General features: G+C 43.2%; 15 protein-coding genes. 9 read left to right on the forward strand and 6 right to left on the reverse strand.

From position 1 onward, the window contains the following. The 6 genes from GVT53_RS16135 to GVT53_RS16160 all read left to right on the forward strand — a co-directional run bounded on the left by GVT53_RS16135 (window position 1) and on the right by GVT53_RS16160 (window position 4,801). Window positions 1-531 carry a CvpA family protein gene (locus GVT53_RS16135; RefSeq protein WP_166249520.1) on the forward strand — a complete coding sequence of 177 codons (531 nt, stop codon included), beginning with the start codon at window positions 1-3 and terminating at the stop codon, window positions 529-531. A gap of 185 nt (window positions 532-716) precedes the next feature. Next, window positions 717-1,229: a CAP domain-containing protein gene (locus tag GVT53_RS16140; RefSeq protein ID WP_166249521.1), complete on the forward strand. Its 513-nt coding sequence runs from the start codon at window positions 717-719 to the stop codon at window positions 1,227-1,229. 107 nt (window positions 1,230-1,336) lie between these two features. Then, complete coding sequence (locus GVT53_RS16145) at window positions 1,337-1,879, forward strand: 3-hydroxyanthranilate 3,4-dioxygenase (RefSeq protein ID WP_166249522.1); 543 nt, start codon at window positions 1,337-1,339, stop codon at window positions 1,877-1,879. Then, window positions 1,876-2,250: a DUF1304 domain-containing protein gene (locus tag GVT53_RS16150; RefSeq protein WP_205791740.1), complete on the forward strand. Its 375-nt coding sequence runs from the start codon at window positions 1,876-1,878 to the stop codon at window positions 2,248-2,250. Before GVT53_RS16145 ends, GVT53_RS16150 begins: the two co-directional genes overlap by 4 nt. Before the next feature lie 70 nt (window positions 2,251-2,320). Next, complete coding sequence (amaB, locus tag GVT53_RS16155) at window positions 2,321-3,874, forward strand: L-piperidine-6-carboxylate dehydrogenase (RefSeq protein WP_166249523.1); 1,554 nt, start codon at window positions 2,321-2,323, stop codon at window positions 3,872-3,874. Window positions 3,875-4,237: 363 nt separating this feature from the next. Continuing rightward, complete coding sequence (locus GVT53_RS16160; RefSeq protein WP_240905058.1) at window positions 4,238-4,801, forward strand: hypothetical protein; 564 nt, start codon at window positions 4,238-4,240, stop codon at window positions 4,799-4,801. 22 nt (window positions 4,802-4,823) lie between these two features. On the opposite strand, the gene GVT53_RS16165 is transcribed toward GVT53_RS16160, so the two are convergent. Both GVT53_RS16165 and GVT53_RS16170 read right to left on the reverse strand, forming a co-directional pair. Continuing rightward, the gene (locus tag GVT53_RS16165; RefSeq protein ID WP_166249524.1) at window positions 4,824-5,819 is read right to left on the reverse strand and encodes an acyl-ACP desaturase; all 996 of its coding nucleotides are present in this window, start codon (window positions 5,817-5,819) and stop codon (window positions 4,824-4,826) included. A gap of 40 nt (window positions 5,820-5,859) precedes the next feature. Then, window positions 5,860-6,591: a metallophosphoesterase family protein gene (locus GVT53_RS16170; protein WP_166249525.1), complete on the reverse strand. Its 732-nt coding sequence runs from the start codon at window positions 6,589-6,591 to the stop codon at window positions 5,860-5,862. A gap of 152 nt (window positions 6,592-6,743) precedes the next feature. Between GVT53_RS16170 and GVT53_RS16175 the strand changes: the two genes are divergently transcribed. Both GVT53_RS16175 and GVT53_RS16180 read left to right on the forward strand, forming a co-directional pair. Further along, the gene (locus GVT53_RS16175) at window positions 6,744-7,688 is read left to right on the forward strand and encodes a carbohydrate kinase family protein (protein WP_166249526.1); all 945 of its coding nucleotides are present in this window, start codon (window positions 6,744-6,746) and stop codon (window positions 7,686-7,688) included. Beyond that, window positions 7,689-9,608 carry an alpha-amylase family protein gene (locus tag GVT53_RS16180; RefSeq protein ID WP_166249527.1) on the forward strand — a complete coding sequence of 640 codons (1,920 nt, stop codon included), beginning with the start codon at window positions 7,689-7,691 and terminating at the stop codon, window positions 9,606-9,608. Here GVT53_RS16180 and GVT53_RS16185 read toward each other — a convergent pair. The 4 genes from GVT53_RS16185 to GVT53_RS16200 are packed head-to-tail and all read right to left on the reverse strand — an operon-like array spanning window position 9,605 to window position 12,853. Further along, window positions 9,605-10,741, reverse strand: coding sequence for an ATP-binding protein (locus GVT53_RS16185; protein WP_166249528.1), 1,137 nt, complete (start codon window positions 10,739-10,741; stop codon window positions 9,605-9,607). The genes GVT53_RS16180 and GVT53_RS16185 overlap by 4 nt on opposite strands. Window positions 10,742-10,791: 50 nt before the next feature. Then, entirely contained in the window at window positions 10,792-11,172 is a 381-nt protein-coding gene (locus tag GVT53_RS16190; protein ID WP_166249529.1) for a four helix bundle protein, read from the reverse strand. A gap of 40 nt (window positions 11,173-11,212) precedes the next feature. After that, window positions 11,213-11,968, reverse strand: a complete 756-nt coding sequence (locus tag GVT53_RS16195) for an SDR family NAD(P)-dependent oxidoreductase (protein ID WP_166249530.1) — start codon at window positions 11,966-11,968, stop codon at window positions 11,213-11,215. 12 nt (window positions 11,969-11,980) lie between these two features. After that, entirely contained in the window at window positions 11,981-12,853 is an 873-nt protein-coding gene (locus GVT53_RS16200; protein WP_166249531.1) for an aldo/keto reductase, read from the reverse strand. Window positions 12,854-13,012: 159 nt separating this feature from the next. On the opposite strand from GVT53_RS16200, the gene GVT53_RS16205 reads away from it, so the two are divergent. Then, the gene (locus tag GVT53_RS16205) at window positions 13,013-14,014 is read left to right on the forward strand and encodes an AAA family ATPase (protein WP_166249532.1); all 1,002 of its coding nucleotides are present in this window, start codon (window positions 13,013-13,015) and stop codon (window positions 14,012-14,014) included. The last annotated feature ends 41 nt before the right edge of the window (window positions 14,015-14,055 follow it).

The raw sequence follows: 14,055 nt of genomic DNA on the forward strand, positions 1-14,055 counted from the left end.
ATGAGCTTTTTGGATATAATCATCGGAATTCTTTTGGTCTGGGGCCTTTACAAAGGCTTGAGGAACGGTCTTTTTGTTGAGCTTGCTTCCCTGATTGCTTTGATTGCAGGGATATATGGTGCCATCCATTTTTCGTACATCGCCGGCGATTACCTTGCCCAACGTTTTGATTGGAGCGACCAGTACCTAAAAATCGCCGCATTCTTGATTACTTTTTTTGCCATAATCATTGTGGTGAACTTGGCCGGAAAATTCCTGACCAAAATTGCCGACTTTGCCATGCTCGGCCTTTTGAACAAAATTGCCGGTGGTATTTTTGGGGCATTAAAGGTTGCCGTGATTTTGGGTGCATTTCTCATTTTCTTCGAAAAACTTGCCTCTCCCATGGGGCTCATCAACGAGGAAACCAAGGAAGAATCCGTTTTCTATGAGCCCATCAAAGAATTGGGAGACCTGGTCTTTTCTTACGTACTCGATAATGACGAAAGTGATCCATCAGAAGAAATAGAAGCAAGTGAGGAGATTATTTAAACGGTTCATTTTTTCCGATAAAAGGACCTTTCTTCCATCCTAAATAAATGTCGGTCCACAGTTAACTGTATTTCAACGTGATAATCTATCCTAACATGGAAATTTCATGGAAAAAGACAGTGCCTCTATTAGTTTAGCAACAGAGAACATTAGGGAATTGAACACTCCCGGAAAACACCCCGAAAATGAAAAAAGTATATGGCATTGCATTAGTCATAACACTTGCTGTTGCGTTAAGTTACTGTAGCACACCATCTATACAGCAAGAGGAGCAAGACTATACCGAGGCAACCCTTGGCAACGAAAAAGTCACCGTAGATCCCGTTAAAATGGAGGAAGACCTATTAAACTTGGTCAACCATCACCGTGAATCCATTGGGCTGACCATCTTGGACAAAAACGCTCCGGCCTATAAATATGCCGAAGAGCACAACGACTACATGATTTCCAAAAACACACTTAGCCATGATAATTTTCAGTCTCGGGCTGAAAAGATTGCCGAGGAAACCAATGCGATCAGCGTATCTGAAAACGTTGCCAGATATTATGTTTCGGCAGAAAAAACTTTGGAAGGGTGGCTCAACAGTTCATCCCATAAAGAAGCCATGGAAGGCGACTTTTCGCATACCACCTTGAGCGTTCAATTGGATAAGCAAGGTAGACCATACTATACCCAGATATTCATTAAGGTAAAATAACCCAACCTATATAACCAGCTACAACGGACCCGCCAACTGGTGGGTCTTTTTTGTTAATCGCTATGTTCGCAGCAAGGATTTTTTTACCTTTCGTAAAATCTTTGAACATGGCGATAAAGGAACCTTTTAACCTAAATAAGTGGATCGAGGAAAACCGGGACACCCTAAAACCACCCGTAGGCAATAAAAATCTTTACAAGGAGTCCGGTGATTATATTGTTATGATCGTAGCTGGCCCAAACGCCAGAAAGGATTACCACTATAATGAAACGGAGGAGCTTTTCTATCAGCTAGAGGGAAACATTGAAGTCCACATCCAAGAACATGGCCAAAAGAAGACGATGAGGCTTGGACCCGGGGACATGTACCTTCATCCTGCGAAGGTTCCCCATTCCCCTGTCCGACAAGAAGGTTCCCTAGGGTTGGTGATAGAGCGCAAAAGAGCTGATCTAGATGCCGAAGATGGCCTGTTGTGGTTCTGCGATAACTGTAACCATAAGTTGTACGAAGTCTACTTTAAACTGAACGATATCGAGAAGGATTTCTTGGGCCATTTTAAACACTTTTACGGTTCGAAAGATTTACGTACGTGTGATAATTGCGGAACGGTTATGCCCGTTGATGAACGTTTTGTGGCCAAGGAAGAATGATACTCGTTTTAGCAAAGATCATTATCGGTATTGTGGCATTGCTTCACATTTATTTTTTGTGGTTGGAGATGTTTGCCTGGACCACAAAAGCAAAAAAAGTTTTCCGATCGTTGCCCGAACATTTGTTCGAGCCCACCAAAACATTGGCGGCCAACCAAGGTCTCTACAACGGTTTCTTGGCTGCTGGACTGATTTGGTCTCTCATCATTCCAGATAAAACATGGCAAATCTATGTGGGATTGTTTTTTTTGGGCTGTGTTACCGTGGCCGGAATATATGGGGCGGCTACGGCATCAAAAAAAATATTCACGGTACAGGCACTCCCTGCGCTGATTGGAATTCTCCTCTTCTTGATCCATCTATTCCTCTAAACCGTTCATCCTCTAGGAGATTATTTGTATAATTGTAAAAATATAACAATACACCCTTAAAAAGTTATAAATGTCTAAAACAGCAACTGCTTTTGGAATAGAAGAAGCCCTGAAAGAATTGGGCCTGAACAAAATAAACAATGGTACCTCAACTGGAAAAAACTGGTTCTCGGAGGGAGAAATCATTGAATCCTACTCTCCGGTTGATGGTGCCTTGATCGGGAAAGTGAAGGCCACCACTCGAGAGGACTACGAAAAAGTCATCAATACCGCTCAAGAAGGCTTTAAAAAATGGCGGACCATGCCAGCTCCCCAACGCGGAGAGGTAGTTCGAAAATTCAATGATGAACTGCGCAGGTTGAAGGAGCCGTTGGGCAAATTGGTCTCCTACGAAATGGGCAAAAGTTATCAAGAAGGACTGGGAGAGGTACAGGAAATGATCGATATATGCGACTTTGCCGTTGGACTATCCCGACAACTGCACGGATTGACCATGCACAGCGAACGTCCCGGCCACAGGATGTACGAACAGTATCATCCCTTGGGAGTGGTAGGCATCATTTCCGCATTTAACTTCCCCGTAGCTGTTTGGTCCTGGAACACGGCCCTGGCTTGGGTCTGTGGCGATGCCTGTATTTGGAAGGGTTCCGAAAAAACACCCATGACCTCTGTGGCCTGTCAAAATATAGCGGCCCGCGTATTTTCCGAAAATGGGGTGCCCGAAGGGATTTCCTGCTTGATCACGGGAGACTATGCCGTGGGCGAGTTCATGACCAAAGATGAACGAATTCCATTGATCTCGGCAACAGGTTCTACCCGTATGGGAAAAATAGTGGCCAAAACTGTTGGGGAAAGACTAGGAAAATCTTTGTTGGAACTTGGGGGAAACAACGCTATCATCGTAACGCCCGATGCCAACATAAAAAATACAGTGATCGGTGCCGTATTCGGTGCGGTGGGCACTTGTGGCCAACGTTGCACATCCACACGTAGGCTCATTGTGCACGAAGATGTGTACGACAAGGTGAAAAATGCCATTGTGGACGCGTACAAGCAAATCCGCATTGGCAATCCGTTGGATGAAAACAACCACGTTGGGCCGCTTATCGATAAAGATGCCGTGAAAAACTATTTGAACGCTCTTGAAAAAGTGAAGGCCGAAGGTGGGAACATCTTGGTAGAAGGCGGAGTATTGGAAGGTGAAGGTTATGAAAGTGGTTGTTATGTAAAACCCGCCATCGCTGAAGCTGAAAATCACTTTGAGATTGTACAGCACGAAACTTTTGGCCCTGTATTGTACATATTAAAGTACAGTGGCGACCTACAAAACGCATTGGATATGCAAAATGGGGTAAGGCAAGGTCTATCATCGGCGATAATGACCAATAACTTGCGCGAGGCAGAACGATTCCTCTCCGTTGAAGGTTCGGACTGCGGGATTGCCAATGTAAACATAGGTACTTCCGGAGCTGAAATCGGTGGGGCATTTGGTGGTGAAAAAGAAACCGGTGGAGGTAGAGAAAGTGGTTCAGATGCATGGAAAGTGTACATGCGAAGACAAACAAACACCATCAACTATACTACAGAGCTACCGCTCGCACAGGGCATTAAGTTTGACCTATAAAAAGAAAAAGCCGCCCATTTGGACGCAATGCTAAATGGGCAGTCTTTAAAACCAACTTAACTAACTCAAACTTAACTTTAAAACCCTATTTCAGTGCCGGATCTTTGTCGGGAGAAACAGGGCTCTTCACTTAATGTTGAGTACCAAATTTCAAAATATTTAATGAAGAAATTAAAGGGTATATTACAATTGGTCACAAATAGTGTATAGTTGGTACTTTTTATTTTATTTTCAGTTTTTGATTTTTCCTACAAAACACCCTTGTTTTTGAAAATAGCATAGTTTACATGGGCTTTGTTTAGATTTTTAAGATTTTTTTGATATTTTAATTAGCCAGTTTGTAATCTTCGTTATTCAAAAACTATGGATTGGTTAAGTTCTTCTATGTGGTATTGGGTCTGTTTGGCCATTACGGGGATAATCTCGGCGGTTTTGGGATACATTTTTGGAAAATCCGACACTCCGTCCGTTGCGGATAAGTCTATTGAAATCAACGTACTGGAAATAGAAAACGCAAAATTGAAATCCGATCTTGAAACTTGCCGAAAACGTTTGGATAACAATCCTACAAAAACCAAAAATCCTAGGCTGGATTCCGATATACACTCATCAGGGAAAAACACTTTTCTTTTTAATGCCGATGAAGCCAAAGCTGCCTTCGGAAAGACCATCAAAGAAAACGACCTGAAACTTATCGAGGGAATCGGTCCCAAAATAGAAGGGCTATTCCATAATTTCAACATTAAAACTTGGAAAAATCTATCCGAAACACCTGTGGACAAATGTCAAGAAGTGCTCGATTCGGGCGGAAGCCGTTACAGGATACACGACCCTGCATCGTGGCCCATGCAGGCCAAAATGGCCTACGAAGGTCATTGGGAGCAATTATTCGAATGGCAAGAAAAGCATAGAGCCGGAAAATATTAAGAAAAAAGACCGACTTGTCTTTCTACATCATGCCATTGGCCTCCACCCATTTAAACCTGTACTGCTCTTGAGAAAATTGCATACGCTCGGAAATTCTTTGCAAGCGCTCTGGGAGCTTCATCAAATATACCCTAGCCTTTTCCGCTTGATCGGAAAGACCGCGAAGGTTGCCGATCTCCCAATAATCGTTCAACTTTTTAAGAATATCGATATAATCTTGGGCAGTATACACGCCCAAACGTTGTGCGCAATTGGAAAACTGCTCAAAGGCCTCGCCTATGGTACCTCCCGACTCACGTAAAAAATGGGCAGGCATTACAATTTTCTTTTTCATCATATCGGCGAACGCCAAAACCATTCCATCGGGATCTTGTCCCATAATGGTCTTTACAAACTCCCGGTAGGCCAGATGGTGCCTCATTTCATCTCCAGCGATGATGGTACACATTTTTGCGAGCAAACCATTTCCCTGTTTTTTGGCCATTTTTCCGACCCTCTTGTGCGAAATATTGGTGGCCAACTCTTGGAAGGTAGTGTACACAAAGTTTTTGTAGGGATCTCTGTCCGTACCAATATCAAATCCATCAGAAATTAGATGTTGCGTGGTAATTTCTATTTCACGCATGTTCACTCGTCCGGATAGGTACAAATATTTGTTCAAGACATCGCCATGACGGTTTTCTTCGGCCGTCCATGCGCGTACCCATTTACTCCAACCGTTGTCCTTTCCATTGTGCTGGTCGATACCTTCCACATCCATCAACCACGATTCGTAGGTGGGCAGAGCTTCCTCGGTAATGGTATCGGCAACGAGGGTTACCCAAAAATCATAGCCCAGTTCCTTGGCTTCACCACGAATCTTCTCAACCTCATCAAAAAATTTATCGCTTTGGGAGTCGGGCAAAAAATCTGTCGGCTGCCATATTTTTTCTGCTGGGATAAGAAATTCATTGATATAATCTTCCACTTTAGGCTCAATGGCCTGCATCACTTCCAACCTTACATTTTTTATCGACATAGTACGGGGTTTTTACAAAGGTCTTTATAATTTAATGAATTTAACCCAAATTTCTTCCTGTTTCTCCGGGATAAAATTCATGGACCGGGTCACTTTGCCAAAATTGTTTGGTTTCTACATCCAACATCGTCAAACCGCCTTTAAAAGCAGCCCCTGTGTCTACGTTCCAAACATTGGCTCTGTTCTGGGGTTCTACAACCTCTCGTTTGGATATCGGGGTATGCCCAATAAAAACTTCTTTGTAGTGGGTCAACCTTTTTGGAAACTTGGGGTCGGTGGGCTTTAAGTTGGGGTCCAGCGCAGTGGCCAGTTCCCATAACGTACGATCCCAATAAAATGATTGCTGAAAATACTCGTAATCTATGCCCTTTAGATTGGTGTAGCCAGCATGAAGATATAAGCGGTTATCGTCTGCGAGATAGTAGTTTTGCAAACTTTCATAAAAATTAAGGTGATGCCTCCACTTTTCCTTGTCGGCATTCAAATAAGAATCCCTAGTTGCCGTGCCCCCATGGGCCAGCCATTGTGGATTTTCTTTTTGATCTATAAGCCAGGCCTTGCAGAGTTCATCGTGGTTTCCACGGATAAAAGTGCATGTATGTTCACTTTGCAACTCAATCAAAAAATCGATGGTCTCTACCGCCGTGCTCCAGCCATCCACATAATCGCCCAAAAAAATAATATGGTCTTTTGGGGTAACCTTGGCTTTGTCCATCAATTGTTCCAAAGCCCTTACTCCAGAATGTATATCGCCCACTACCAGTGTTCGCATAGAAAAGTTTTTGGCAATATTACACACAAAACCTTGGCCCATGAAAAATCATGATGTCTTTATCACGTATTTAACCTAGAATTCAAATAAACCTAACCGTTTTTTGGTCATGGCACTATTTTCTATGTACCTTAGAATATTCCGAAAACAATATGAAAAAAGTTTACTGCATCGGCGAAGTGTTGATAGATTTTGTTGCCGAACGACAAGGTAGCGATCTTTCCAAAGCAAACCAATTTACCAAAAAAGCAGGAGGTGCGCCGGCCAATGTGGCCTGTACCATTTCCAAACTGGGCGGAAATGGTATCTTTATTGGCAGTGTTGGGGATGATCCCTTTGGTAAATTTCTTTTGGAAACCTTAAAAAATGAAGGGGTAGATGTTTCGTTGACCCAACTGTCGGATACCTTTACCACACTTGCCTTTGTTTCGCTCTCGGAAGATGGGGAACGTGATTTTGTTTTTAGCCGTGGAGCTGATAAAGAACTAAAATACAATCCTGATCTACGTAAAAATCTTCCCGGGAACATTCTTCACCTTGGTGCGGCAACGGCACTTTTGGGAGGGCCTTTGGAAAAAACATACGGCAGATATCTTTTTGATGGGCTAACAAAGGATATGTTCATTTGTTTTGATCCTAATTTTAGAATCGATCTTTGGAAGGATGATGAGGAAACCTTCATAAAAAAGTGCATGCCATTTGTGGAAAAATCCCATTTGTGCAAGTTCAGTATGGAAGAAGCACAGCTTATTTCGGGAAAGGAAGATTTGCACGAAGCCTGCGACGCACTACATAAAATCGGGACCAAAATAATTACGGTGACCTTGGGGAAGGATGGCACTTTGCTCAGCATGAACGGCACCAAAAAAACGATTCCCAGCGTAAAGGTGAACCCTGTCGACACTACTGGCGCGGGTGATGCTTTTATAGGCTGCTTGTTGTACCAAATTTCGGATTTGGGCAATTTTGAGCCTGTTCTGGAAGATTTTTCCTTGGTCGAGAAAATGGTGGCCAAAGCCAATAAGGCAGGGGCCATTACCACTACGAATTTTGGCGCCATTGTGTCCCTCCCCACAAAAGACCAGCTCGAAAAGTAGATGAACCAAGCAAAATTACATCGGCTACTCTCCCAAAAGGGGAAAGATGATCAAGAACAATTTGATCAGCGATTGGCCACTAATCTTACCTTGATCCAAAAGCAGTTCTTTTCGCTTTATCCGGAGGAACGTTACGAAAAACAGTTCCAAAAACTATTGAAACTGCTTCCCAAGTTATTCTCCGAGAGACCCGAAGCATTACAACAGCAAGACTTGAAACGGTTGCAATCGGGCAATTGGTACCAGTCCGAAAAGCTGGTGGGAATGCAGTTGTATGTGGAGCACTTTAATAAAGATTTAAAAGGGTTAGAAGAAAAAATACCGTATTTCAAAAAGCTAGGGGTCAATTTTTTGCACCTGATGCCCATCACCACACGACCCAAAGGAGAAAGTGACGGCGGCTACGCAGTGAACAACTACCTCGAAGTGGATAAAAAATATGGCTCCAAAGAAGATTTGCTCGAATTGACGAAGGCATTTCGCAAAAACGGTATTTACTTGATGCTCGATTTTGTGGTCAACCATACCTCCAATGAATTTTCATGGGCCAAAAAGGCAAAGAAAGGAGATAAAAAATATCAAGGCTACTACTACACTTACGAGGATTTCACCATACCGGCGGAATTTGAAAAAACCCTGCCCGAAGTGTTTCCTGAAACGTCTCCCGGCAACTTTACCTACATCCCTGAAATGGAAAAATGGGTGATGACGGTCTTCAACACCTACCAATGGGATCTTAACTACACCAACCCCGAAGTGTTTTTGGAAATGCTCACCAATTTGGTAAAGCTAACGGACATGGGCGTAGATGTGGTCCGGTTTGATGCCCTGGCTTTTCTTTGGAAAAAAATCGGGACGATTTCCCAAAACTTGCCCGAAGCGCACAACCTCATCTCCCTGTTCCGAATGTGCCTGCAGGTGGTGGCCCCCGGGTCCATACTTTTGGCCGAAGCTATTGTGGCACCGACCGACATCGTAAAATATTTTGGGGAGGAAGAAAAAAAAGGCAACGAATGTGAGATTGCCTATAATGCGTCCTTAATGGCACTTTTATGGAATTCCATCGCCACGAAAAAAACACAATTGCTGTATAAAAGCTTGATGCACGTTCCGCCCAAACCACAAGATTGTACGTGGATCAACTACATCCGCTGCCATGATGATATTGGATTGGGGTACGAAAACCACCTCATCCAAGCATTGGGATGGAACCCGGAGATGCACCGAAAATTTTTGTTGGACTATTATTGCCAGCGATTGGATTGGTCGCCAGCAATGGGAATGCTTTTTATGTACAACCCCAAAACAGGGGACGGCCGAATTACAGGTAGTGCGGCATCTTTATTGGGACTTGAAAAGGCTATCAAAACCAACAATGAAGACCTGAAGGAGGCATCGGTGCGTAAAATTATTATGCTGCACGGCATCACATTGGCCTTTGGTGGTATTCCCTTGATCTACGCAGGTGATGAAATTGGCACGCTGAACGATTATTCCTTCCAAAATGACGCATCCAAAAAAGGGGATAGCCGCTGGGTGAACCGACCCATGCAGGATTGGGAGACCATTTCAAGTTTGGACAATCAAAATTCGCCCCAATCCACCATATTCCATGCGCTTCAAAAACTCATCAAAATAAGAAAGGAGAACAGTGTTTTTGCCGATAAAAACAACCTTGAACTCTATCATACAGGGAACGACCATGTTTTTTCATTTGAAAGGACAGAGCAGCACAAAGGATTATTGGTGATCTGTAATTTTGATGAGAACCCTCAGGTTATCGATAGCAGTTGGATTAAAAAACTAGGTTATTTTAGCAAAGGAGAGCCGTTGGATTTGGTGTCCGGTAAAAAAGTGGGGCTTAACAGCGCTCTTTTGGAACTAATCCCCTATCAGATGCTCTGGCTGATGAAATCCTAGGCGTACCTTACTTTTCTCAAAATCCGTTGCGACTCTTTCATGGATTGGTATACATGGGTGTCGTAGGCTTTCAGCAGCGCCCTGGAACTGTCCATTTTGTCCTTCGCCTCTTCAAAACCGTTCAAGTAACAAATCAAATAGGTAGCGGGCAAATGGGTAATGTCCGTATGCTCCGAATCGGTCAATGGAATATGGTTTTCCAGTTTTTTGAGCAATGCATTGTTGGCATTGTACACGTGATATAGCGTTTTTTTATCAAACTGTGGCGGTTCAAATATGAGTTTGCTGTTGATGGTGTACTTGCCATTGTCCGAAAATGTAATCGTCATCTCTTCCAAGGGATAATATTTTTGATGGGAACCCAGCCCCAACTGAACATACTCCAAGGTTTTAAAGGAATCCTCGTCATAATCAATGGTAATTTCATCCAAAGCGGAATAGAAAAGCTTCACTTGTTCGTTGATCAGCTCTATATCCACACGGGAATAGTAGATTTTTCCCTTTACTTTTTTCTTGTTGCCGGCCCAACAGACCACAAATTGTTCCTTGAATACTTTGTAATCGCTCGTTAAATCGGGGTGCCTTGTATTGAAAAAATTGATTACCGCATCCAGCGTATACTCGATATTGTTACGAGCATGCTGCTCAATAGTGGCCACTTTTTCAGAATTGATGTCCTTCAGTTCAATGTCAAAAGCTTTGGGCAGGCTGATGCTGCCTTCGCGAAAAAAAACCGCGCCTCCGTAATATTTCCAGATGTTCTTGCGCAATGCACAGACCTTCCCGTTGGACCTTATGGTGACCAGACCGACCACCTTACCTTCGGGCAGATGGGGAAAAGGGATGTTTTCGTAGGAAATCAAAGGGGGATTGTCCAAATAGGCGTTGACGAGGTTCTGGATTTTGCTGTCATCAAAAAAATCGACGCCCACAATTTTATTGTCCTCGTCCTCCACCCCGATCACGATAAAGGAATTGTTTTTGGGGTTGCTATTGGCCAAAGCGCAGACGTGCTTTAAAAACTTGGCCTTGCCTTCCTTTTCCCCAATGGATATAAAACGCTTTTTGTCGTAAAAACTATTCTCGTCATTATGGGCCAAAAGGTTTTTTACGAGTAGGCGTTTATTGATCATAGCGAAAGATTTCGAGAGTTGGGATACGCGTTGCGGGGTTTAAAAAAAAATCAATCATACTTAGCCCCTTTCCTCTCTGATTTTTTAAGATAAGACATAAATGCACCTATCTTTTTTCCTTCGGTAATTGTTTTCGAGAAGATGTTATCGAATTGTGTTTTTGTGATATGTTTTCTATCTAAACATCGGTACAATTGAGATCTCAATTCTCCACAAGAGGCTTTAGCAATACTTAAAAACTGAATGAATTCGCGATTTCCATTTCGTTCAAATCCTTCAGCGATATTGTCCATTATTGATCCAGAGGAATCATTCATTTGGTTCTTAAGACTGTAATCCTTACCCAGAGAAGTACTTTCAATTATTATCCAGACATCATTACAAATTTCTCTTGCCAGTTTCCAAACATCCAGTTCTTCAAATCCATTCATAAATTACTACTTTAAACTTTCAACCCAAAACCCGAAACACTTAATTGTTTTTATTAACAATAGTGCTACTGGCCTGTGCCGTGGGCATTACCACAAGGTCGGCAATGTTTACATGATAGGGTCGGGTTACCACAAACAGGATAATATCCGCTATGTCCTCAGCTTTTAAGGGTTGAAATCCTTTGTACACGTTAGATGCCCTTTCGGAATCCCCCTTAAAGCGAACGTCGCTAAATTCTGTTTCCACCAAGCCCGGGTTTACGGCACCTACGCGAATGCCATGGGCATTTAAATCTATCCGCATCCCTTGGTTGATGGCATCCACTGCATGCTTGCTGGCACAATACACATTTCCGTTGGGGTAAACTTCCTTGCCCGCGGTGGAGCCAATATTGATGATATGCCCTGATTTCCGTTCCACCATTTTTGGGATGATGGCCTTGGACATGTACAGCAATCCCTTTACGTTAATGTCCAACATCGCATCCCAATCATCTGGGTTGCCCTTGTCAATCGGGTCCAAGCCGTGCGCATTCCCCGCGTTGTTGACCAATATGTCAATATTTGAAAAACCCTTGGGCAAATCTTCAATCGCAGCGAACACAGCTTCTCGGTTTCTCACATCAAAATTAAGGATGAAAATAGCCGTGTCTCGGCCAAGTTCATTTTGAAGTTGCTCCAAACGCTCCTGTCTACGCCCGCAAAGAATCAGATTAAAGCCTTGCTTTGCAAAAAGTTCAGCGGTTGCTTTTCCTATTCCACTTGTTGCTCCTGTTATTAATGCTGTTTTGGACATTGTAAAAGTTTTCTACGGAACATCATGTCCTTGGCTCGCTACCAAAAGCGCAAACCAATCCTGAAGTTCCAATTCTATATTTATGGCCTCGGCGGCCAATTGCATTCTTTTTTTGTTTGTAGTGCCTATCACCGGGTGAACATTGGCAGGGTGTTTTAATATCCATGCCAAAAGCAGCTGGTTTTCGTCAGCATTGTACTTGTTTATAAGTGGGCCCATCGCTTCTTTTATTCGTTCCACCTGTTCATCGGTTTCCCTGAAAAAGCTACCCAACGGGCTCCAGGCCATTGCCATTCTTTTGTTGGCGATACAATCATCAAAAGTACCATCGTACATGGGGTCGTGGTGCGTTAGGGAAAATTCCACCTGATTCCCTTCAACGGGGATGGCATTCTCCAACATCGACACTTGGGAGGTCGTAAAATTTGACACTCCAAATTGTCTTATTTTTCCACTTTTTAGCAAATGTTGTGCGGCTTCCGCTATTTCATCGGGATGCATCAGCGGGCTTGGTCGGTGCATCAAAAAGAAATCCAGATAATCTGTTTTCAACTTTTTCAGCGACTCTTCTGCCGACCAGATAATATAATCCTTATCGTATTGGTAATGATTGATTTTATTGTCCCTGCCCCGGGTCAATTGAATGCCACATTTAGTGATCAATTGGATATCCTCTCTTTTGATTCCACTATCGCCGAATGCAGCTCCAAAATCGCCCTCCGTGGAATAGCTCCCGTATATGTCGGCATGGTCAAAAGTGGTAAGGCCGCATTCAATGCTATGGTGCATCAATTCGATCATTTCTTTGTTGGAAAGTTTTTTCCCCCAACTTCCCCAGGTCATTGCTCCCGATATAATGCGGGAAAATTTCGTTGTCTGTTCCATATGTGCTGAAAGTATAAAATTAAACCCTTAAATCCTTCATAAAACTAGGGGTTTAGCGTTTTTTTTAACCATTAATTAACAGGCAGGTTTTAAATAAATTTTCATTTTGCACACCTTAGTAAAAACCCCGACCTTAACACCAAACAATAAAAGTTTACAATGGAAGAAAACACTACTATTGATATTAGTGCTGTGAATGAGAAAATTGCCCAAGAAAGCGCTTTTATTGACCTTTTAAAGGTTGAAATGAACAAAGCTATAGTAGGGCAGACCCACATGGTGGAACGTCTATTGATAGGTCTTTTGGGCAAAGGCCACATTCTGCTCGAAGGTGTTCCCGGATTGGCAAAAACGCTGGCCATCAATACATTGGCAAAAGCCGTAAAAGGAAGCTTTAGCAGAATACAGTTTACCCCGGACCTTTTGCCCGCCGATGTGGTGGGAACCCTTATCTACAATATCAAAGAGAACGATTTCTCCATAAAAAAAGGACCCATCTTTGCCAACTTTGTATTGGCAGACGAGATCAACAGGGCCCCTGCCAAAGTACAGTCCGCCCTTTTGGAGGCCATGCAGGAAAAGCAGGTGACCATTGGTGACGAGACCTTTATTTTGGACAAACCGTTTTTGGTAATGGCCACCCAAAACCCTGTGGAACAAGAAGGAACTTATCCACTTCCCGAAGCACAGGTGGACCGTTTTATGCTGAAAACGGTAATAGACTATCCAAAACTTAACGAGGAGCAGTTGATTATACGTCAAAACCTAAAAGGCGCGACTGAAGCCGTTAACCCCGTGGTTTCCTTGGAGCAAATTCTAAGGGCCCAAGAAACCGTTCGTGAAGTTTACATGGACGAAAAAATCGAAAAATACATACTCGACCTCATCTTCGCTACGCGATACCCCGAAAAATACAACTTGGAAAGCTTGAAGCCACTCATTAGTTTTGGCGCCTCTCCAAGGGGTAGCATCAACTTGGCCAATGCGTCCAAGTGTTATGCGTTCATCAAACGAAGAGGTTATGTGGTCCCCGAAGATGTCAGGGCCGTGGTGCACGATGTACTGCGTCACAGAATTGGAATCACTTACGAGGCCGAGGCAGAAAATATTACTTCCGAAGAAATCATCAACAAGATTGTAAACGAGGTAGAAGTGCCTTAGCGGTTCAATGTTTATCGGACTAAGTAGCAATACTTTAACCA

The sequence above is a fragment of the Flagellimonas oceani genome, from assembly GCF_011068285.1.
Taxonomy (GTDB): Bacteria; Bacteroidota; Bacteroidia; order Flavobacteriales; family Flavobacteriaceae; genus Flagellimonas; species Flagellimonas oceani.

Excerpts from the sequence above, each read along its gene's own strand:
- GVT53_RS16135 (WP_166249520.1), top strand. The coding sequence starts at position 1 with ATGAGCTTTTTGGATATAATCATCGGAATTCTTTTGGTCTGGGGCCTT.
- GVT53_RS16140 (WP_166249521.1), top strand. The coding sequence starts at position 717 with ATGAAAAAAGTATATGGCATTGCATTAGTCATAACACTTGCTGTTGCG.
- GVT53_RS16145 (WP_166249522.1), top strand. The coding sequence starts at position 1,337 with ATGGCGATAAAGGAACCTTTTAACCTAAATAAGTGGATCGAGGAAAAC.
- GVT53_RS16150 (WP_205791740.1), top strand. The coding sequence starts at position 1,876 with ATGATACTCGTTTTAGCAAAGATCATTATCGGTATTGTGGCATTGCTT.
- amaB (WP_166249523.1), top strand. The coding sequence starts at position 2,321 with ATGTCTAAAACAGCAACTGCTTTTGGAATAGAAGAAGCCCTGAAAGAA.
- GVT53_RS16160 (WP_240905058.1), top strand. The coding sequence starts at position 4,238 with ATGGATTGGTTAAGTTCTTCTATGTGGTATTGGGTCTGTTTGGCCATT.
- GVT53_RS16165 (WP_166249524.1), bottom strand. The coding sequence starts at position 5,819 with ATGTCGATAAAAAATGTAAGGTTGGAAGTGATGCAGGCCATTGAGCCT.
- GVT53_RS16170 (WP_166249525.1), bottom strand. The coding sequence starts at position 6,591 with ATGCGAACACTGGTAGTGGGCGATATACATTCTGGAGTAAGGGCTTTG.
- GVT53_RS16175 (WP_166249526.1), top strand. The coding sequence starts at position 6,744 with ATGAAAAAAGTTTACTGCATCGGCGAAGTGTTGATAGATTTTGTTGCC.
- GVT53_RS16180 (WP_166249527.1), top strand. The coding sequence starts at position 7,689 with ATGAACCAAGCAAAATTACATCGGCTACTCTCCCAAAAGGGGAAAGAT.
- GVT53_RS16185 (WP_166249528.1), bottom strand. The coding sequence starts at position 10,741 with ATGATCAATAAACGCCTACTCGTAAAAAACCTTTTGGCCCATAATGAC.
- GVT53_RS16190 (WP_166249529.1), bottom strand. The coding sequence starts at position 11,172 with ATGAATGGATTTGAAGAACTGGATGTTTGGAAACTGGCAAGAGAAATT.
- GVT53_RS16195 (WP_166249530.1), bottom strand. The coding sequence starts at position 11,968 with ATGTCCAAAACAGCATTAATAACAGGAGCAACAAGTGGAATAGGAAAA.
- GVT53_RS16200 (WP_166249531.1), bottom strand. The coding sequence starts at position 12,853 with ATGGAACAGACAACGAAATTTTCCCGCATTATATCGGGAGCAATGACC.
- GVT53_RS16205 (WP_166249532.1), top strand. The coding sequence starts at position 13,013 with ATGGAAGAAAACACTACTATTGATATTAGTGCTGTGAATGAGAAAATT.